Here is a 20,869-nt window from a genome sequence, read left to right on the forward strand (position 1 = left end):
CAGAAATCCGGGGGCGGTGGCGATGGGAAGCATCATCCGACTGCGCAGTGGCACAATATGAAACTTTTAAGTTCAGCTTATATAAATAGAAGATAGATAACATGGAGGGAGATAGAGATATGAACCGTACGAAAGTGCATGTCATTCCACATACTCACTGGGATCGGGAGTGGTATTTTACCACTTCCAGATCCAAAGTTTACTTGGTAAAGCATGTGAAAGAAGTGCTGGATGCGTTAGAAAATGTAGACGACTTCAAGTATTACCTGTTGGATGCCCAAGGGTCCTTACTGGATGATTACATCAAATGGTGTCCCGAAGACGAGGAACGCATTCGCAGCCTTGTAACGGACAAACGACTGATGACCGGGCCGTGGTATACGCAGACGGATCAGCTAGTCATTTCCGGTGAATCCATGGTTCGCAATCTGTACTATGGCATGGAGACAGCGCAGAAATATGGCCATGCGATGAAGGTCGGTTATGTACCGGATGCTTTCGGTCAGTCGGCGCAGATGCCGCAAATTTATCAGGAGTTCGGCATTCGCCATTTTCTGTTCTGGCGCGGTGTAGCAGACAATACGAACCCGAAAACCGAATTTTTGTGGAAGGGCTCGGATGGGAGTCAGGTGTTTGCGGTTCAAATACCGTTCGGGTACTACTATGGCGGTAATATTCCGGAGGAACCCGGAGAACTTGAAGCATATCTGGACAGCCAAATCGGTGCACTGGAGCAAAAAGCGTCCACTCGCCATATTTATTTTCCGAACGGCTTCGACCAAGCGCCTGTCCGCCTGAATCTGCCGGAGCTGATCCGCAAGTTCAACGAGCTTGACCCGGAACGGGAATATGTGATGAATGAGCCGGAGCGTTTCCTTGAAGAAATTGAAAAGGACAGCAGCGATCTTCCTGTGCTGGAAGGAGAGCTTATGGAAGCGAAGCATATGCGTATCCATAAGTCGATCTTTTCTACGCGCGCTGATCTCAAGCAGCAAAATAACTATATTGAAAATTTAATCGTAAATACGCTGGAGCCAGTCCTGTCAATCAGTCATGCGCTGGGACATGAATATCCGCATCATATCGTGAAGGATATCTGGAAGCTGATGTTTGAAAATGCTGCCCATGACAGCATCGGTGGCTGCAACAGTGACACGACGAACCGGGATGTGGCTTTTCGCTACAAGCAGGCACGGGATATTGCGGAAAACCTACTGGATCTGCATAAGCGCCTGATTGCTTCAAAGATTAAACAGGAGGAAACTTTTGCCTTCACCATCTTTAACACATTGCCTTATCCCCGTAAGGGCGTTACAGAGATTGATGCTTATTTACCGGAAGGAAGCTTTGTAATTCGGGATACGAACGGACAGCAGCTTCCGTATACGATTACCGAAAAAGTGGAACAGACAGACTATGTGCTTGGTCAGCATATTTACCTGAATCCGAGCAAAAAAGTGTATCTGCCTGAACGTGTATTCCGTGCAAAGCTTCTGGTAGAGCTTCAGGAAGTACCTGCTATGGGATATACGCAGTTTGTATTTGATTTCAGTTCGACCGGGGATGCCACGGCAGAACGCAGTAATGGAAACGGTATTGAAAACGAATTTTATAGCGTAGCTGTACAGGGGAACGGAGCATTAAGCATTACGGATAAAATCTCGGGACGTGTGTACGCGGATCAGATGGTGTTTGAGGAAAACGGCGATGACGGTGATTCCTACAACTATTCTCCGCCGGAACGTGACCTTACCATTTCTTCGCTCGGTGCTGATGTAGAGACTATCACCTCTAAAAGTCCGGTAGCCGAGGAGCTGTCTCTCCGTATGAAGCTAAAGGTTCCGTACGATTTGAATGAACGCGCCGCTGCCATAATCTCTGCGGAACTGCCGCTACAGGCATCCGTCTCCCTGCGTAAAGGCGAGCGTCTGATCCGTTTCTCGGTAGATGTGGACAATCGTGTGCTGAGTCACCGTCTGCGGGTGCTATTTGACACCGGGATTGCTTCCAAGCTTTCTATTGCGGATCAACCGTTCGGAGTCATTGCCCGTCCAACAACGCTGGAAGAAGTAGAGGTGTGGGAACGTGAGCAGTGGACAGAAAAACCGATCACGATTGAGGCTCTGCAAAGCTATGCTGCGCTGAACGATGGTTCCCATGGAGTAGCGGTGCTGACCGGAGGCGTACGGGAATATGAAATCATAGGCTCAGAGCATGATACAATAGCGCTGACGTTATTCCGTACTTTCGGGTTTATGGGCAAGGAAAATCTGTTGTACCGCCCGGGACGCGCTTCGGGAGAAAAGATCGTAGAAACGCCGGATGCGCAGCTCATTGGCGAGCTTTCATTCACTTTTGCCCTGCATGTGCATGAGTCCGGTTTTGATGAAGCCAATATAGCTAAAGCGGCCAAGGAATATTTAACGCCATTGACCAGCTACCAACTGTCTGACTTCCTGAATGGTCGTTTAATTTTCGCTTTCCGTGACGAAGAAAGAATATTCGAGCAAAACTACAGCCTGCTATCCTTTAGCGAGGATTCGAATGTGATCCTGAGTGCATTCAAGAAAGCAGAGCATACGGATGGATATATTGTGCGTGTATTTAATCCTTATTTGGAGAAGAATGCACTCGGACGGATCGCTTTTGGTGAATCGGCTTACTACGAGCTGGCTTCACTGGATGAGCGCTCCAAGGGAGAAACATTGACCTCATCGAATGCCGAAGGTGCATCTTTGCCAGAGTTGGGGCATTGCAAGCTGTCGACAGTACTGGTCACGCCTGAGTCGAAGTAAAGAGGAAAAAACACGGTTTATCGGAAAGGAGGTCTTGAATCTACATGATTTTTCCTTACAAACGCTTGAAAAAGCTGTACCAGCTCGTCAGTGGAAACGATCAAGGCTGGTCTTGGACCACCAAAGCGCTGTCCGAGCGGCTGGAGGTCACGGAGCGAACGGTCCGCGATGATCTCAAAAAGCTGGGCGGTATTCTGAATGAATATGGAGCACGTCTGGAATCCAAGAGGGGTAGCGGCTATACAATCATGGTCGTTGATCCCGAAAGATACCGTTTTTTCGCTGAGGAAGGTCAGGAAGAAACGAAGGTAAGCCAGCGGCTCCCGGGAGCACCGGAAGAACGCATACGGTATGAGCTATTCAAGCTGCTGAATGCGGGAGAATACGTGAAGATGGAAGACCTTGCCGATGAACTGTATATTAGCCGGGCGACCATGAATAATGATTTTAAAATCATTCGGCGGATTCTGGATGATTATACGCTCACCCTGCGCACCAAGCCGGGATATGGCGTGAAGGTGGTCGGGGAAGAAAAAAGTATCCGTTACTGTCTCGCTGAATATGCCGATGTACGCGATGAAGAAGGACAACGCAGCGGAATGCCTTTGGAACAGCAACAACTGTTTCAGGGGCTGGATTTACCGCGAATCCGTGCAATTATTTTGAAGCATTTGCGGCCCAACGGCATCAAGATAGCGGATTTGGCACTGAAAGACCTGATCACCCATCTGGCGGTTATGGTACTGCGAGTGAAGGAAGGGTATGGATTGGAGCGCTTTGAAAAGGTGGCAGGCGGTCAGCGAGATATTGAACTGGCTACTACCATTCTGAGTGAGATGGAAGAGGCTTTTGGCATAACCTGTCCTTTAGGGGAGATGGATTATGTCCTGCTGCATATCGTCAGCAAAAAGATGGCCGAAACCGAGTGGGAGCGTCTCCAGTCTGACCGTCTCTTCCTGGCTGTGCGCGAGATGCTGACATTTGTCTACGAGCGCTTCACCTATGATTTGCGTGACGATGAACGGCTGTCCCGGGACTTGTTTGTGCATCTGAAACCGATGCTGACCCGGCTGGAGCATGGCATGAACATGCGTAATCCGTTGCTTGGGCATATCCGCAAATATTACCCGCTTGCTTATGAAATCACGGTCGGTGCAGTAAAAGAACTGCAAAAATCGTTCCCGTATGAAATCAACGATAACGAAATTGGTTATTTGGCGCTTCATATTGGAGCTGCTTTGGAACGCAAATACAATATCCCACATCGGCGTCGCAAAACCGTACTGCTGGTGTGCGGCTCCGGTTACGGAACTGCCCGGATTTTGGAATCCAGATTGCGTTCGCTGTTCGCTGAGCTGGATGTATCGCGGGTGGTCTCACTTCGGGAATACGAGGAAATGTCTACTGTCGACGAGGATTTGATCGTATCCACGATCCACTTGCAGCAGCGTAAGGATAAACCGTCGGCGGTGATTAGCCCGATTCCTTCGGAACGGGATATGGAGACGATCACGCGGATGGTGCGTGCCAGCGATGAGGAGCAGGAAATTTCGCTGCTGCGGTATTTTGACCAGGACTTGTTTATGACCCGATCTGATCAGCCGAAAAAGGATGCTCTGATTGAAGAAATGAGCGGTATTTTGAGACAAAAAGGAGTTGTGACTGACAAGTTCCTGCCAGCAGTCATGGAGAGGGAGAAGCTGGGATCTACGGCACTGGATCGAGGTATGGCGATTCCCCATCCCCTGGAGCTCAGCTCTAACCGGACGGTCGTAAGCGTGTGTCTGCTGGAAAAGCCGATTCAATGGGATGCCAACCATGAGGTCCATGTTGTATTCCTGCTTTCGATCTGTAAAGAGGATTACGAGCAGGCGATGGGCATCTACGATCTGTTTGTAGAGCTGATTCGTCAGGAAGAAACGCTGGAACGGTTAAAGCATTGCCACTCTTTTGATGCCTTTATGCTGATCGCCCGTCAGGTGCTTGCAGTCAAGAGCAATGATTTTCATTGAGGGCTGTCCGACTGTCATCTCACGATATGCAGCATAAAAGAGATCGTTCGCGATCTCTTTTCTCGGTTCACTAGTGTATTGTGGATGAGTGGAGCTCGATTAATAAGGCGAGTTGATCCAACGAAAATTTATGATTAACCATATCGACAGTAAAATCTTCGGCTGCTTTCTGATCCATTTTAAATTGAAAGTTATTGTAGCGCAAAAAAATGAGCAATGCAGTAAAGGCCGTTCGCTTATTTGCATGATGGAAAGAATGGTTTTGTCCTAGAGATTCAAATAATGCGGCTGCTTTGCTGAATATTGTGGGGTAAGTATCTTCACTAAATGCCGATGATTGAGGACGTAGAACAGCAGACTCAAGCAAACTGATATCTTTGAAGCCGATTTGTTCGCTTTTACTGTATCTTTCAATCATGGCAACATGAATAGCTATAACTTCTGGAATGGTTAAGAAACGAATGCTGCTCATCTATCCTTAAGTCCTTTGAGGGTTTCGTCATATGTATCCATTACTTGAGAAAGGGTTTCAAGAAAATCATCACTTAACCCCGAGGGCAGAGTTATTCTGTTCGATTTTTGTATGATGATTTGTCCGCTCGTGTGATCTACTTCAACCTGAACTGTATCTCCCAGACCCAGTCCGAGCTGCTTAATGGCTTCTGTCATCGTAATCCCTAAGCTATTTCCGAATTTAGTAATTTTACGCTCCATCCCAATCACCTTACCCATATTTTGTATTCCTTATTATATTTTTCAACTGTTATAACAATTATACATGTTCTCGTGGTATTTAAACATATCTTTTAATTCAGTTTTTATACCGGAGACCCAGTATCAGTCTTTTGCCGGGAATACCCGGAGGAATACGGGCTATCTGGAATTTTTGATGATCAGAATTTACTACAAAAGCCCTTCCAGCCTCTCATGAGAGAAGTGGAAGGGCTTGGCTTTTGTTTATACCCGTTGCACAGTAAACTCGAATTCCAGCTTTTGATCGACTGAAATCTGGTAGACCATGGAACAAGCCTTTGATATCACTTGTCCCCCAGGAGAGCTGGATTATATTTTGCTGCATGTTGTTAGCAAAAAAATGGCGGAAACCGAGTGAGAGCGTTTGCAGTCTGATCGGCTCTTTTTGGCGGTGCACAGGCTACTGACATTTGTTTACGAGCGCTTTACCTATGATTTGCGTGACGATAAACGGCTGCATGATGCGCTAGCATCACGGCTATTCTTATTGTATCATCATACAACAAATCCATGAGGATGGAATGTCTGCACATGATTATCCAAGGTATTTACTTTAAAATCCGATCGATACTCCTATAATAATTTTTTCAGCTGAGATATTCGGCCTTGTGACACGCCAAGCCATACGGCATATTCGCTCTGCTTGGCTTTTGGATGTTCACGCATGAGCTGTTGTAGACTTTTAAGCAATTGTAATGAAGACCGATGGACTTTATGTTCTTTATACGCAGGTTCCTTAACAGCAGGGGTAGGAACGGGACTAACACCTACGTTCCCCTTCATGTCAAGTATACATTGCTTACATAAAAGTGAACTTTTGAAATAGCTTAAATCCTGGGTCGAATTGCATAATTTACAGGAAAGCCCGTTATACTTTCCAATACCCACTAAACCAGATTCAGTATCCAGATAAAATTCTAAAGGGTCGCCAATTTCAATTCCCATCGTGGCCCGGATTTCTTTGGGAATAACAATTCGACCTAACGTATCTAAAGGACGTGTCATACCTGTTCTCTTCATTTGATATCCTCCTAAATGATTTTGAGCCTATACATACAGCTTTTACATATCAGGGAACCCTTAAAGTGGCTTAATTCTTCGCTTGAATTGCAAAATGTACAAGAGTGTCCCGAGTATTTGCGCAGGGCTATCGTCCTCGATTCAGCATCTATAAAAAATTCCACAGAATCATGCGGAACAATGTTACACGTAGTGAGTGTGTCTTTGGGAATTACCACTCTACCAAAAGACTCTAGTTTTCTTGTCATTTTTGCGTACATCATCCAATGATCTCCTATAAAAGTATTTATTGTTGTACTAAAAGATGGTATATTGAAAACATACAAATATTTAATTATATTATAAGTTTTACAATTATTGTTTTTTTATTAAATTTGCACATTCCAAAGTTCATATTGAAAGGGTGGTTTATTCATGGAAATCACACCTATGATACGCGCAGAGATTGAAAGATATCTGAAACAGCAAGGCATAACTATGACCGAGTTTGGTCATATCACTGATTTAAATGTAGGTACAGTGAGTGGCATCGTCACAGGGAATCGTTCTATATCTGTTAATCAACTGGATCGTATTACTGCCGGGATGGGATTATCACCAGACTATTTTTATGAACGTTACATTGAAGAGTGCATCAAAGAATCACCCCTGAATTGGCGAAAAACAAGCCCATTTTTATATCGATGTGCGGAGCTTGGCCGTTTGGATTGCATACAAAGCGTTGTGAGTCTGTTGCTAGACACTCCTGCCTACATACCATTACTTTTTGAACTGGCTGAGGACTTTTTCCAAAAAGCTTACCAGGACGCGGCGGCTCTCCTTTATGAAAATGTGGCTGAAAGTGAAAGAAAGCAGCATTCAGAGCGATTAGCAGTTTGCCAGTATCGACTGTTCATCATCCGGATAGGGAAAGATCGAAATCTTAACTTGAATGCGGCAACTAAGTTTGAGTCGTTTGTCCATCGTTTAAACGAAATAGATCAATTGGATGCTTTGAAAGATTTAGCAAACGTATATAGAGCATTGAGCTTGTGGGACAAGGTTACTGAATTTTCATATCAAATGGGCCAATTAGCACAGATTCAATATAATTTAGCTCATAACTCTAAGAGAAAAGAAACAGAGCCGAAAAAAAGTCCAAGTAAACCGCTTTTTACCTACATAGCTTATTCTGAGTTGCTGTGTGCTAATGCTTGTGATGCAAGGGGAGAATATGAGCAGGCATTAGAACATATTCATTGTTATGCTGATCTAAGCTGGGTAAAGGAGAATGATCCTGAGTCACTTTATTGGAAGCAGCAATATCAGCAATGGGCAAAAATTAATACCTATGTTAATAGACTTATGTCTGGAGATATCAGCGTACTGCCGGATTACGTAGAGTACATGGCTGGTGAAAAAGAAATCTTCGCTGAACTTCTTAACATCATTGAAGCAGCCAACCGATACAATATGAATGTCGATCATATCCTTCAGCGCTTTGAACTCCAAATTGCAGCATATCGGGAACCATCATCTTCTGATACGTATACACAGCAATTCTTACCACAACAGTACGTTCGTTTTTGGTACAAATTGGCTAAATACAGCCTAAATAAAGGTAGATATCCATATGGTTTCAAATGTTTAATAAAGGCTTTTGAAAAAGCTGTTACAATTAATCACGGGCTACTTATTACCAATTGTATTGGGCTATTTTCCCGTTTTAGTACACATGCGGCTCCTGAAACACAGACTCAGTTCCAATCCATGCATGAGGAGGTGTGGGATAGAAATGATAAAAAAGATGGCTTTAATCTTAGCGACAGTTAGCTTCTTATTGGTATTCGTGGTACCAGTTCAGAATCCAGCTTCTGGCAGGTTAACACCGCAAGATCACGTTGGTGGAATGTGATACTAGTTATTCATTCAATACCTACTGACCAGCTTTCATGCTGGTCTTTTTTTGTTATATTTTGTGGTTTTTTGAGTAAAAAATGATCATAATGTATTTGTTCATTACCTCCTAAAATGAGATTCACTAGGAGGTTGAAGGTATGAACGTAGATGAAACCTTAACGTTAAATCAACAGATGGAAAGTGCCCGGCAACGATTGCATGACCTGTACGAACAGTATGGTTTCGGACATGTTTGCGTACTTGAGCAGTCTATGATTTTGGACGAACTAATTAATCAGCACAATCGCATGTACCAGAATAAATAGGTTAACTCACTATGTTCAGTCAGAGACCACATCCTTCTTATGCAAAACTTTTATCCTTCCCACATAACGATCTTAATTATTCTATAAAATGCCTTGAATTATATTTATATACATTTTCTCATGTCATAAAATGTTAATGAGTTGGTTGAGATGATCGTTTGGTACAAAACAATGTTTTTACTTGAGGAGATGGACTAATAAAAAAGTAGAAATCTGAAGAGATTACTCGTTCCATCTGAGCTGTTTCTTCAATTTGAAAAATAACTAGAATCAGTTGTTCAAATGTCCTGGTGACGCATTTTCCAGGCTATTCGTGCTGTTGATCGTACAACTGTTTATAGTGTGTATTTTTTAAGGGAATAATTTAAGCAAGGTGAAGGGATAAGTAGGGCCATCTGTTTGAACTGCATTTTAGAAGGATGCAAGATCGTGTTTCCAAGGAACAATACCGAGTGTGCCAAGAAATAAGAAAACGAGGAATCAAAGTGCTGGAGCAACATGAGCTGGAGCATTGTACTACGGCCAAATTTCTTTACTGAGGGTATATGTATGGCGCAAAGTTACTATGGGGTAAGGTCAAATCAGATACAGAAGTGCGGCTAACTGTAATATATTTAGGGATAGAAATAGCCGAGATCGAATGATCTATCTGAAAGAGAGCGACACAGATCGCTTTTTTTTTTTGCGTCAACTTCAGGCAGTCAGTCTTATTATTTTCCTGTTGAAAAATTTTTTTGAAATTATTAGAGATGGGAATAATATCCGAAGGTATTTGGTTTTCTATGAAGAAATGTAAACTAGAAAATAATTTATGAATTTAATGTCATTTTTTTGTGAATGCCGAAACCAAAACGTATACACTTCCTAATCTTTCAATAATGGTTGGGAATTTGTATAAGCATCACCTATCAGCGTGTTTTAAACAATTTATTGAGAAGGTGGGGGTTTTTACTGGTGAACATTTTGTGATGCTACAGAAAAGATGAAGCCTAGGGAGAATGGCCGGGTTCAGTTTACGAAAGTCTAGCTCTTAGACCAATCAGACGTGAAGAAATGCGGAGTTCAGTCCACCGTCCGGTCATGCCAGTTCTGTCCACTTGATGTCTCTTTTATTGATAAAAGAGGCGGCTAGAGCAGTTAAATAAAATAGGAGGTGTTTGGTTTTTATGTTAAAATCAAGTATGAAGTTTTTTTGTACCCTCATAGTTTGTATTTTTTTTACCCAAGTACCTGGAGTTACTCATGCACAACTTGCTCCATATGAAAAAACAAATAGTGTGATGGATGTAGTGATCGGAGGATTAAATGTAAGAACTGGACCAGGATTTAGTTATCCAGTAATTGCCCAAGTAAGCTATGGAGAAGATATTGTTGGTTACTGTCCAACGACACCCAATGGTTGTGCACCTATTTCGGGCAATGGACAGGAATGGGACCGCAACTACTACCCGGATGCCAGTATTGGTTATTATTCAAATGCGGCTATTGGGTATATGGCATGGTATATTACTGCAGAACAGGGGCCTTTCAATTACGTAAATACACATACGACAAAGGTAACACGATCAAGTACTCTTTATAGGGATGCTTGTCCAAATCTTGGAGGTAGTAGTGGTATTACTGAACCTAAAGGCAAGTACCTACCTGCTTATGATGATGAACTACAAGCAACGGTATGTAATCCCAATGCATGGAGGGTTCTAGATACTGATGCACATACCGATGGTTATGTAAATGGCTGGAATTTAAAAGCGGAGTAAAGGAGGCAAAGATAATGAAAAAGAAAACATTAACTGGTATCCTTGCAGTCCCGTTAGTAGTGGTGGCTGCTTCAGGTTTTTTCTATCTAAACACAGATAGGGTTGTCAGTGCACAAAGCGAGACGATTGCAGCTGCTGACAAAGCCACAAATAGCCAAGTGGAATATATCAAAATAACTGTTTCTTCAAGCACTTATTCCGATAGTTCTTACTCAATACGCATTCGCGATCGGAAAAATCTGAGTGAAGTTACTGAAGAATATGTGGGTGGAGTTCTACAAAATAAAATTATAGTTTCTGAAGAGGGAAGACGTGTCACTTCTATAGGAAGAGATCTTGTTACAGGAAAACTTGTAGGGAATACTTGGACATTGCCCGTTAACCTGGCTAGTGAAAACAAGAAAATTTTAAATATCTCTCTGATGGAAGAACAGAAAAAAGAAATGAAAAATCAAAATTGGGTGAAATCTCTACGTCCACAATCGAATGCATCACTTCAAGAGGTTGTGGCAGAAAGCAATCTTAAAAAAGAGACTGTAACCATTGACACTAAAACAGGGCTTCCAGTAAAAAGAGAAGTCTTTGTGAAGGATAAAGAGGGGAATTGGACAGAAGACTCCGTTAGGGTCGAGGAGTACAAATATTTAGACTCCATGCCAATGAACCTGCAAAAATTGAATGATGAAGTGGAGATCAAAGAAATTACCGCTCCTATTAAAGAAGATAAATTATTAAAAGGGTAAAAATAATTTGAATGTATTGTAATAAAAATGCTTAGACATTATCTTTGCCTAGGCATTTTTATTTTTCCTCCTTTATCCTTTTCAAACTGTTTGTTGGGGTGGTGTCAACGTATTTTTACTCGTTTTTACAACCTAGACACCAGTAAAAATTTTTTTTTTGGTTTCACACATAACAGCAATAATACCATAAGTGGTTACTAATCAATCGCATATGATTTTTTGAATAAACGATAATGCACAGGTTCCAGCAAAAAGGAACCTGAGTTTTTATGGAGGTAACTGATGGTGTTTCTAAAAGATAGTTCTAGGAAAGAAGTAATTCAAGCGCAATATGAACAATTATGGAGTGAACTTTTAATTAGAGATGAAGAACAAGCGGAACTTGTTTTGAAAAAGATAGAATATGAGTTGCTGCCTACCCGTCAGAAAATTCTAAGACCATGGGAAAAAATCCTATCCCCGTTTAAAACCCGTCTTATATGGATTATCCTCTTTAGTGTGATTGGACTCTATCTTTTAGCTTACGTCTTATTTATATTTGTATCTTTATGGGTTGAGGATTATTAAAGACGTTTTCGGGAAACCGGAAGCTTCTTTTTTACTACATCTATACTATCTTATAGAGGGAGGTGAGTGGAATTTGAAAAAAGCAGTAGTGTTTTTTATTATGGTAATCGCTGGTCTAATTGTATCTGAGCAGGCGATTGATATTCTTACAACCCGTGGTCGTGGTGAATCTATTTACAAGATGGGTATGTTAATCCCTGCCCAAGATTTTTATCTATATTCATATGGGTCCATGTTTTTGGTGTTAGGGATTTTGCTTATTCTGTCTCCTTTACTATTCAGGAAGTTCCTTATAGCCAAAAAGAGTGTCTAATAAAGCTTTGCAGTGATAGGAGTTGTTTAGCATGTCTACTGCTCTGATTGCAACAATAATCGGTATTATTTTCTTCGCAGCTCTGTTTACTTATTTGTTTATCGTTATCAAAAGATGGAAAAGAAATCGGAAGAATATGAACTAATCAGTGAAATGGGATGTTAAACGATGTGTATACAGTAGTTGATTATGGGCGCCAGTTTTAATATAGGGGTAATTTGATAGAGAAAAAAAGGGTGTTTCTGGAGCAATCCAGGAACACCCTTTTTTTCATGAGTTGGTTCAAATCCCGAAGGCTGGTTAAAACCAGCATCCGCTCAATATTTATTTATACCCGTTGCACAGTAAACTCGAATTCCAGCTTTTGATCGGCTGAAATCTGGTATTCCTCATGTACGGGAGCGCCCCAGCTATCGTCGCCGCCTACACCCATTTGCTTACCAGCCACCGTGACGACGGTGTAGTAGACGTTGGGCAGCTCATACTGATGGTATGCATTTTCCAGCTCAAACGCTGTGTATGGTGAAATGTTGCATTCCACAGGCGCGGTGGCAGGTGCAGTAATGCGAATACCTCGCTGAGAATCGTCGGTAATATCGACACGGCGTACGCCTGTACGGTTACCGGATTCCTGTGGCACGACATAACCGGATACGTTATCCGCTGCTTCGTTGCGGAATACACCGAGTCTTGCTCCGAAGGCCCGGTCGATATAGTTTTCCTCTGGTCCCATGGCGTACCAGTCCAGATGGCGGTAGTCTGCCGGAACCTTGAAAGAAAGGGCAAAGATCGGCAGGTTAGGCAACCCCGAGACGCCTTCATAAGTGGATTTCACTTTCAGGCTGCCATCGGCAAAGACGGTATATGCCACTGCTACTCGTACGTCTGCATGAATGCTCAGTGTATAGCGGAACGTAACGGTTACTCGATCAGTTTGCTCCTCCGTAACTTCAATCCCCACGCATTTGCGTGTCAGACTCGCGGCAAACCAGCCACCAGCTTCAAAGCCCTGTGCCGTTCCCCGATCATTGTCCGTGGCTGCACGCCAGAACAACGGTGCGGGAGGAATAGCGATCATCTCGCGTCCTGCGTAGCGCAATGAAGTCAGGCTGCCTGCTCCTTTGGAGAACATGGCGCTGAAATCTGCACCATGGACGCCAATGTTAACATCTCCATGCACGACTCGAAGGGCACCGCCCGTAGGAGCCTTTTGCGGACGGGTATCTTCCACGATGAAAATATGCTGTCCAAAGGCTACTTCATATCCGGCCTCCGCCCACAGCGTAGCTTCTTTCAAGACAAGAGACGTGTGAATGACGTATTCACCAGGCGCGTCTACTCCAACGGTGTCCGCCAGCGTCAATGGAATATGAGCTTCTGTCTGTGCGGTTACATCCACTTGAATCACATTCCGTGCGATTTCATGGCCTTCATGAAGGAGGCTGTATACCAGCTCGTAGTCTTCTGTTCCTTCGAACAGATTTTCATTACGAATCGTCACGCCTGTGCGATCCGGCGTGAGCTTCAGATTTTGATACAGGAATTTGACCTCCTGCATCTTCGGTGAAACCTTCCGGTCCGCATAGACAATTCCGTCCGTACAGAAGCCATAGTCTGTGGCCCGGTCGTCAAAGTCTCCGCCGATAGCGAGGTACTCGCGTCCATAGCGATCTTTTTTCATGACCGCCTGATCAATATAATCCCAAATAAAGCCGCCCTGATACAGCTCGTATTTGTTCTCCAGCTCTGTATACTTGTGCATACCGCCTACGGAATTACCCATTGCATGCATGTATTCGCAACTGATATACGGCTTTTGCGGATTGTCGTTCAAATACTGCTCGATATCCGCAGGCTTGGCGTACATCCGGCTTTCCATATCGCTGGCATCATCATAGGTACGATTGTGGAATACACCTTCGTAATGTACCAGACGGCTCGGGTCGGTGGCTCGGAAATAGTTGGCTACATTCCGCAGCACTTCACCCGCATAGGACTCATTGCCGCAGGACCAGATTAGAATGGACGCATGGTTTTTGTCCCGTTCCAGCATGGAAATGGCGCGGTCCATAACGATATCCTGCCACTCCGGCAGATTGCCGGGAATGTTCCACGAAGGCTCGACTGCGCCAAGCTTTTGCCAGGAGCCGTGTGTTTCCAGATTCATTTCGTCAATCACATACACCCCGTACTCATCGCACAGCTCATACCACAGAGTCTGGTTAGGATAGTGAGAGGTGCGGACCGCGTTCATGTTGTTTTGCTTGAGAGTGCGAATATCCCATAGCATATCTTCACGCGAAATCGCACGTCCGGTGCGAGCGTTGAATTCATGACGATTTACGCCTTTGAAGACAATCCGCTTGCCGTTCAGATGCATCACCTTGTTGATCAGCTCAAACTTGCGGAAGCCAATCTTCTGCGGAATGACCTCCACCAGTGTCCCGTCCGGCTCGTGAATTTGGATGAACAACGTATACAAGTAGGGCTTTTCGGCGCTCCAGCGCTGGACTTGATCCAGTGTTGCCGATAGCGAAGCCTTGCCATCTGCAAAATCCGCCTTCAAAGAAGCGACAATCTGGCCCGCAGCATCTTTGACATTGACGGTCGCATAGGCGGCTACTACTTTTTCCAAGGTCAGCTCCAGCTCCAGCAGCCCCTGCGTGTACGTGGCATCCAGATCGGCCTTGGCATGCAGATCACGTACGTGAACAGACGGGATGGTGTACAGATATACGTCTCTGAAAATACCGGAAAAACGCCAGAAGTCCTGATCCTCCAGCCATGCTCCCGTACTTCTTTGATATACCTCAACCGCCAGCTTGTTTTCGCCAGCTTGCAGGAACGGTGTCAGTTCAAAATCGGACGGTGTAAAGCTGTCTTCGCTGTACCCAACAAATTGTCCATTCAACCACACATAGAAAGCCGATTCGACGCCCTGAAAAGAAATGAACACAGGCTGACCGTCAGAAGCCATATGTTCCGGCAAAACAAAGCTTTTGATATAGCTCCCGACCGGGTTGTGATCTTCCGGAATATGTGGTGGGCGAACATCCGAATGTCCGTCCCACGGATACATCGTATTCACGTACTGCATTTGGCCGAAGCCTTGCGTCTGAATATGACCGGGTACCTGAATGTCGCTCCAGCCGCCGTATTCGAAATCAGGGACATGGAACTCCACCGGACGGCTGGATGGGTTCATAGCGTAGTTGAACTTCCAGCTACCATTCAGGCTATGACGCCAAGCCATATCGGCCTGACGCTCCGCTTCCTGAAGTGTAGCGTAATATTTATGATCGGAATAGGCAGGCAGCCGATGTACTGCAAACTTGGTTACGTCGGTCAGCCAATCCAGGCTGGGGGTGTGGATGGTCAAGGCGAACACTCCTTATTTTTAAAAATAAAATGAAGGTATTTCACAGCAAGTCTGTTATTTTACCGAGCCTACCATACCCGCTACAAAATGCTTCTGCATCAGGAAGAATACCAGTGCAGTCGGCAACGTGGACAGGACGATGGCAATCATAATCACGCCGTAATCGGGTGCATAGCCAGAGCCGAGGTTCGAGATCAACAACGGAATCGTTTGATTTTCCGGCGTCTGCAACACGATCAGAGGCCAGAGATAGTTATTCCAGCTCGACATGAACGTGATGATGGCGGCAGCGGCATAAGTTGTTTTCATCGTAGGCATATACACCCGGAAGAACAGACCCAGCTCGGACAATCCGTCCATACGACCGGCTTCCAGCAAGTCCTTCGGAAACATCTTGGTGCTTTGACGGAAAAAGAAGATCAGAAACGCCGTGGTCACCGTCGGAATGACGACAGACGAAAGGGTATCAATGCCGATCCAAGGCAGCGTATTGGAGATACTGCCGAACATCCGATAGAGCGGGATCATGATCGCCGCAAACGGAATCATCATAGACATTAGCAGGATATTGAAGACAACGTCCTTGGCTTTACTTCTGTAAATTTCAAAGCCATAGCCTGCCAGTGAGGCAATGAGCATTGCCAGCAGTGTCGTGGAAATCGAGATTTTCGCCGAATTACTCAGCGCGGTAACGATATCCACTTTTTCCAGCAGATTGTGCATATTATCCATCAGATGAGAGCCAGGCAGGAGTCTGCCCTTCGTCACATCAACCGACAGGTTGGTGGCGCTGGATAGCATCCACAGGAACGGGAAAATCGAAACGAACGATATAATGATCAGAAAGGCATACGTAAATAATCTTTTCGTTTTCATCATTTCTTCTCACCTGCCACTTTGAACTGGATGATCGACAAGATAATGATCATAATGACGATGGAGTAGGATACGGTCGCCGCATAACCAAAGTCGGATGAATATTTGAAGGACAGGTTATAAATATATTGCGAAATGGAAGACGTCGCGTTCCCCGGTCCGCCTTTGGTGATGTTCATAATTTCATCGAAGAGCTGGAGTGTACCAATCGTCGATGTGATGGAGGTGAACAGGATAATCGGCTTAAGCAGTGGAACCGTAATGCTGAAAAATTGTCGAATGGAGGAAGCTCCATCAATACGGGCCGCTTCATAGATCGAGTTGTCGATGTTCTGGAGACCGGACAAGTAAAAGATCATATTGTAGCCGGTCCAGCGCCATGTGATTGCAATAATAATCGTAACCTTGGCCCAGAAGGGATCTGTAATCCATTGAATCGGCGTGCCGATCACGTGCAGATTCAGCAATAAAGAGTTTACCAGACCATCAGCCGAGAACAGATATTTGAATACAACCGAATAGGCTACAAGGGATGTAATACAAGGCAAGAAGATTGCAGTGCGGAAAAAGCCTTTAAATTTCAGGTTTTTATCATTCAGTAGTACGGAAATGAACAGGGCCAGAATCACCATCAATGGCACCTGGAAAATCAAATAGATAAACGTGTTCTTTACGGCGGTTATAAACATGCTGTCGGTGAACAGACGTTTGTAGTTATCAATGCCGTTGAAGGTCAGATTAGACCCTGTACCTGTCTTGAAGGACAAGATGAGCGCCTGGATCATCGGATAGAAATAAAAAGCCACAATCATGATCACTGCGATGGATATGAACAACCATCCTGTCATACCTGCCTTGAAACGTGATGTCGTCATTTTGGGCGCGGCTGTCTTCATACCATGTCAACTCCCCATGCAGCAATAAAACCTTGAACTCGAAAGCCCAAGGTTTTAAGTGCTTATCGTTTTATTGTATAGCCTTGGCTAGATGGACTGTTTTATTTAAGCTGTGCTTCTGCTTGTCCTTGAGCGTCTTTCAGAACTGCATCTACATCTTTGCCGTTCAGGTAGTTTTGAATTTCAACTGTCATGATGTCCTCAATGGCATAAGTGTGCATGCCATAATTGACTTTTGGAACTTGTTTGGTCCATTCTGCGAATTTCTTATAGACTTTGTCGCCACCGAAGTACGGATCTGTCTCGTCATAAGCTTTACCGCTGGAAGCAGCGTTCAATGAACCGACAATTCCAATTTTGCTCAGCATATCTTGATATAGATCTTGATCTGAACCGAATGTTTCTTTCAGGAAATCAGCAGCGGTATCTTGACCGTCTGTGTTCAGCACATACCAGGAGCTGCCGCCGAGGCTGGAAGCATTCACGGATTCAGGTACATTTTTCAATTTAGGGAAAGGAACAACGGCCCATTTACCCGATTGCGAAGCTTCTGCTTTGATCGATGGTGTAATCCAGTTACCTGTAGGTACGGAAGCGACTGCACCGCTGTTGAAGGCGGCCAGGAATTGGCTCCAGTCGGCATTCATTTTAACAATGTTGGCATCGAACAAGGATTTGTACGTCAAGAGCGCTTCTTTTAGAGCTGCATTGCCTGCCAGGTTTGGTGTTTTACCGTCTTCTTTCAGATACCATGAACCTGCGGATTGGATCATACCGCGGATCAGACCGAGGTCATTCGGATCTTGAGTGAGCATTTCTTTACCTGTTTTTTGCTTCACAGCTTTACCGATTTCAATGAATTTGTCCCAATCAATGTTGGTCAGGTCAGCTACTTTGTAGCCGGCTTGTTCCAAATAATCCGTTCTTACATACAGACCCATAACACCAGAGTCGAATGGAACACCGTATTGCTTGCCATTATAGCTTGTTGGTCCGATTTTGTAATCCGCGAAGTCGGATGCTTTGATCGAGCTGCTCATATCATGGAAGGAATCGGGATAGGCTTGCAGGAAGTTCTGTGCCCGGTAATCCTCGATCAGAACCACGTTAGGCAATCCTTTGGTGGAACCGGAGTTGAGACCGGCATTCATTTTTTGTACGATATCATTTTGAGCATATTCTACAATGTTTACGGTTACATCAGGATGTTTGGCAACGTAGCGATCTTTCGCCAGCTTCAGTGCCGCGATATTGAAGTTCGGGTCCCAAGCCCAGACTGTGATTTCTTTCTTGCCGGAATCCGTGGTAGTCGCGGCTTTCTCGGAATTGCTGGAACATGCGGACAGCAAGATCAAGCTTGCGATCAGCAGAAGGAAAGTCATTTTTTTCATTTCGTTCAACCCCTACTCTTTTTTATATGTTGCTTATTCGTGCTAAACCTTTTGAATGAAAGCGATTACTTTGTTTATAAATCTAGTTTATCATCCTTGTTTTGCAGGCGTTAGGAATATCTTTATACGGATTGGTCTTATTATTATGAATTATCAAAAAAGGTACCGCTTACATTTGTATTTTATTTTGGTTTAGGTATTTTTTTTAGGTTGAACTAAGAATGAAAAAAGTGGAATAAGAACGAAGTGGGCAGAATAGTGCTGTACAAGCGCTTCGTGTACATCTTTAGTTCAGTTTATATATACATTTATTTGGTGGAGTCGTTTGATCTCACGATCAGGGGGAGCGTCATTCTTACTTTGGTACCCTCGCCTTTCTTGCTGGAAATGGTCACGCCATATTCTTCTCCATATAAAAGGGTAATGCGGTTGTGTACGTTCTGAATGCCGATGCCCGTGAAAAGTTGGCGCTTGCTCTTGGGGTTCGGAAGTCCGTCCTGCACAGCATGTCCGTCCATATCCATACCGTCCCCGTCGTCGACTACCTCGCAGATGAGTGTATCGTCCGTTTTGGACACCAATATATAGATGTGTCCTGTATTTTTCTCATTAAACGCATGGAAAAACGAGTTTTCGATAAAAGGCTGGATAATCAGCTTGGGCACATGGTACTCCAGACAATCCGGCGACACAAAATAATTCACCTGTACCCGCTGCCCATAGCGCACGTGGTTAATGAACACGTAATTTTGCATATTGGCCATTTCCTGCTCGATGGTGATCGTTTCACTTACATTACTGATCGTATTTTGCAGTAGGGAAATGAGCGCGTTGATCGTCTCGGCGGCGGTCTCCTTGTTTCCCTTGAGCACCAGCATTTTGATCGAAGCCAGTGTATTGTACAGAAAATGCGGATTGATCTGCCGCTGCAGCGCAGCCAATTCTGCATTTCGTTGTCCCTTTTGCGTCTCTAGAAGCTTCTGGATATAGTCATTCAGTTCATCCAGCATGTAGTTGTAGGCATGACTTAACTGTCTGACCTCATAGCTACCCGTTACCGGGAGATAGTTATCAAAATTTTTCTCGCGGACGGTCGACATTTGCTTGACCAGCCGGGTCAGAGAACGAATCAGGCGACGGGAAATCAGAAAAACAATTAACAAAGCAATCAACACGATGCCAATGCAGATCAGTACAACGGATTTGACGTCAATAATCTGTCCGATCGCGGTTTGTCTGTCGATCATGTTCACCAGATAAAAATCATAAGAAGGAATGTAGTTGGAAAGAAGGATGCTCTCCTTGTTCATCACATCGGCATTGATGTAGTTAAGTCCCTGTTCATTAATTTTTGTGGCATAGCCTAGCAGCTCATTGGAACGTTGTCCGATCAGATCCTGACGGTTGCTCGATACAATCAGTCCTGACTTGTCCAAAATGAGTACATCATTGCCGTTGCTCGTGAAGTTATTATAGAAGCGGCGGAATTCCGGCTCGCGAATGGCAATGTAGATCATGCCATACAACGTACCGCTAGTTCGCTCCATAAAAGCCTTGGAGGCGATAATATAGGGTGTCGGTTTCTGCCCGGTATTATTCATTTGCTGACGAAATAGATCCGTATCCAATTGATACATGAGCTGTGTAGGCTGTGCCGCGCTGCGGGCTGTAATCAAACTGTTCTTGAGCTCCTCCGCAGTTACCGGCCAGTAGGACGAGTCGGAATAGAAGCTCCGGCCATTCATGCCCGTTATGGCGACACTGACATCATAGGCGTCGACATTTGATTTAATCTGCTTCATCTGTTGTGCCATACCGAAGTAGATTCGCGCTGAGTTAATGGAGTCGGATTGCCCTCCTGTCAGGTAGTTTTTGACCGTTCCATTTTCCGAAGCATGGGTTACGGCATTCACGATAGAATCATTGAAGGACTCAAAGCTGGATTGAATCTGACTGAGTACCTTGGCATTCGTAATGCTGAAAGTTTCGGCGAACAATCGTTCAGACATCCGAATCGTCACCAAAGAGGTCAGCAAGGACACCGCAGTGATGCTGACCACCATAACGACAAATATTTTAAAGAACAGACCTTGATATTTGATTTTATGGATATACCTTTTCATATTCAATCTCTTTTCTGCTGGCAGATATGCTCTTGCT

General features: G+C 44.4%; 17 protein-coding genes. 9 read left to right on the forward strand and 8 right to left on the reverse strand.

The genetic code is table 11. The features are described 5' to 3' along the window. The first annotated feature begins 119 nt into the window (after nucleotides 1-119). Together mngB and ACWXW9_RS20415 are read left to right on the forward strand one after the other, a co-directional pair. Nucleotides 120-2,795 carry a mannosylglycerate hydrolase gene (gene mngB, locus ACWXW9_RS20410; RefSeq protein ID WP_494930897.1) on the forward strand — a complete coding sequence of 892 codons (2,676 nt, stop codon included), beginning with the start codon at nucleotides 120-122 and terminating at the stop codon, nucleotides 2,793-2,795. Nucleotides 2,796-2,839: 44 nt separating this feature from the next. Next, the gene (locus tag ACWXW9_RS20415; protein ID WP_494930898.1) at nucleotides 2,840-4,807 is read left to right on the forward strand and encodes a BglG family transcription antiterminator; all 1,968 of its coding nucleotides are present in this window, start codon (nucleotides 2,840-2,842) and stop codon (nucleotides 4,805-4,807) included. A 70-nt stretch (nucleotides 4,808-4,877) separates the two neighbouring features. Here the strand turns inward: ACWXW9_RS20415 and ACWXW9_RS20420 are convergent, their stop codons facing one another. The 3 genes from ACWXW9_RS20420 to ACWXW9_RS20430 all read right to left on the reverse strand — a co-directional run bounded on the left by ACWXW9_RS20420 (nucleotide 4,878) and on the right by ACWXW9_RS20430 (nucleotide 6,580). Next, a complete protein-coding gene (locus ACWXW9_RS20420) occupies nucleotides 4,878-5,279 on the reverse strand; it encodes a type II toxin-antitoxin system death-on-curing family toxin (RefSeq protein WP_494930899.1) in 402 nt (133 codons plus the stop codon). Further along, nucleotides 5,276-5,539: an AbrB/MazE/SpoVT family DNA-binding domain-containing protein gene (locus ACWXW9_RS20425; protein ID WP_494930900.1), complete on the reverse strand. Its 264-nt coding sequence runs from the start codon at nucleotides 5,537-5,539 to the stop codon at nucleotides 5,276-5,278. The genes ACWXW9_RS20420 and ACWXW9_RS20425 overlap by 4 nt, the downstream gene beginning before the upstream one ends. A 594-nt stretch (nucleotides 5,540-6,133) precedes the next feature. Next, nucleotides 6,134-6,580 carry an AbrB/MazE/SpoVT family DNA-binding domain-containing protein gene (locus tag ACWXW9_RS20430; RefSeq protein ID WP_494930901.1) on the reverse strand — a complete coding sequence of 149 codons (447 nt, stop codon included), beginning with the start codon at nucleotides 6,578-6,580 and terminating at the stop codon, nucleotides 6,134-6,136. Between the two features lie 414 nt (nucleotides 6,581-6,994). On the opposite strand from ACWXW9_RS20430, the gene ACWXW9_RS20435 reads away from it, so the two are divergent. The 7 genes from ACWXW9_RS20435 (at nucleotide 6,995) to ACWXW9_RS20465 (ending at nucleotide 12,167) form a co-directional block, all read left to right on the forward strand. Further along, nucleotides 6,995-8,392 (forward strand): helix-turn-helix domain-containing protein, encoded by a 1,398-nt coding sequence (locus ACWXW9_RS20435; protein WP_494930902.1) that lies wholly within the window; start codon nucleotides 6,995-6,997, stop codon nucleotides 8,390-8,392. A 224-nt stretch (nucleotides 8,393-8,616) separates the two neighbouring features. After that, a complete protein-coding gene (locus ACWXW9_RS20440; RefSeq protein WP_494930903.1) occupies nucleotides 8,617-8,784 on the forward strand; it encodes a Spo0E family sporulation regulatory protein-aspartic acid phosphatase in 168 nt (55 codons plus the stop codon). Between the two features lie 404 nt (nucleotides 8,785-9,188). Then, nucleotides 9,189-9,323 carry a YhjD family protein gene (locus ACWXW9_RS20445; RefSeq protein ID WP_494930940.1) on the forward strand — a complete coding sequence of 45 codons (135 nt, stop codon included), beginning with the start codon at nucleotides 9,189-9,191 and terminating at the stop codon, nucleotides 9,321-9,323. Nucleotides 9,324-9,950: 627 nt separating this feature from the next. Continuing rightward, complete coding sequence (locus tag ACWXW9_RS20450) at nucleotides 9,951-10,544, forward strand: SH3 domain-containing protein (RefSeq protein WP_494930904.1); 594 nt, start codon at nucleotides 9,951-9,953, stop codon at nucleotides 10,542-10,544. A 14-nt stretch (nucleotides 10,545-10,558) separates the two neighbouring features. Then, the gene (locus tag ACWXW9_RS20455) at nucleotides 10,559-11,287 is read left to right on the forward strand and encodes a hypothetical protein (RefSeq protein ID WP_494930905.1); all 729 of its coding nucleotides are present in this window, start codon (nucleotides 10,559-10,561) and stop codon (nucleotides 11,285-11,287) included. 282 nt (nucleotides 11,288-11,569) lie between these two features. After that, nucleotides 11,570-11,854 carry a hypothetical protein gene (locus ACWXW9_RS20460; protein ID WP_494930906.1) on the forward strand — a complete coding sequence of 95 codons (285 nt, stop codon included), beginning with the start codon at nucleotides 11,570-11,572 and terminating at the stop codon, nucleotides 11,852-11,854. Between the two features lie 73 nt (nucleotides 11,855-11,927). Continuing rightward, nucleotides 11,928-12,167, forward strand: a complete 240-nt coding sequence (locus ACWXW9_RS20465) for a hypothetical protein (RefSeq protein WP_494930907.1) — start codon at nucleotides 11,928-11,930, stop codon at nucleotides 12,165-12,167. 328 nt (nucleotides 12,168-12,495) lie between these two features. Here ACWXW9_RS20465 and lacZ read toward each other — a convergent pair whose 3' ends face one another. From lacZ to ACWXW9_RS20490, 5 genes are all read right to left on the reverse strand, one after another. Next, a complete protein-coding gene (gene lacZ / locus ACWXW9_RS20470) occupies nucleotides 12,496-15,546 on the reverse strand; it encodes a beta-galactosidase, LacZ type (protein WP_494930908.1) in 3,051 nt (1,016 codons plus the stop codon). A 54-nt stretch (nucleotides 15,547-15,600) separates the two neighbouring features. Beyond that, on the reverse strand, nucleotides 15,601-16,425 hold the full coding sequence (locus ACWXW9_RS20475; protein ID WP_342416306.1) for a carbohydrate ABC transporter permease: 825 nt from the start codon (nucleotides 16,423-16,425) through the stop codon (nucleotides 15,601-15,603). Continuing rightward, nucleotides 16,422-17,318 (reverse strand): carbohydrate ABC transporter permease, encoded by an 897-nt coding sequence (locus tag ACWXW9_RS20480; RefSeq protein WP_025686098.1) that lies wholly within the window; start codon nucleotides 17,316-17,318, stop codon nucleotides 16,422-16,424. Before ACWXW9_RS20480 ends, ACWXW9_RS20475 begins: the two co-directional genes overlap by 4 nt. Before the next feature lie 101 nt (nucleotides 17,319-17,419). Next, nucleotides 17,420-18,709 (reverse strand): ABC transporter substrate-binding protein, encoded by a 1,290-nt coding sequence (locus tag ACWXW9_RS20485; protein WP_192511798.1) that lies wholly within the window; start codon nucleotides 18,707-18,709, stop codon nucleotides 17,420-17,422. Between the two features lie 308 nt (nucleotides 18,710-19,017). Beyond that, on the reverse strand, nucleotides 19,018-20,832 hold the full coding sequence (locus ACWXW9_RS20490; protein ID WP_494930909.1) for a cache domain-containing sensor histidine kinase: 1,815 nt from the start codon (nucleotides 20,830-20,832) through the stop codon (nucleotides 19,018-19,020). Between the last annotated feature and the right edge of the window lie 37 nt (nucleotides 20,833-20,869).

This window comes from Paenibacillus sp. LT-B23, assembly GCF_059417685.1.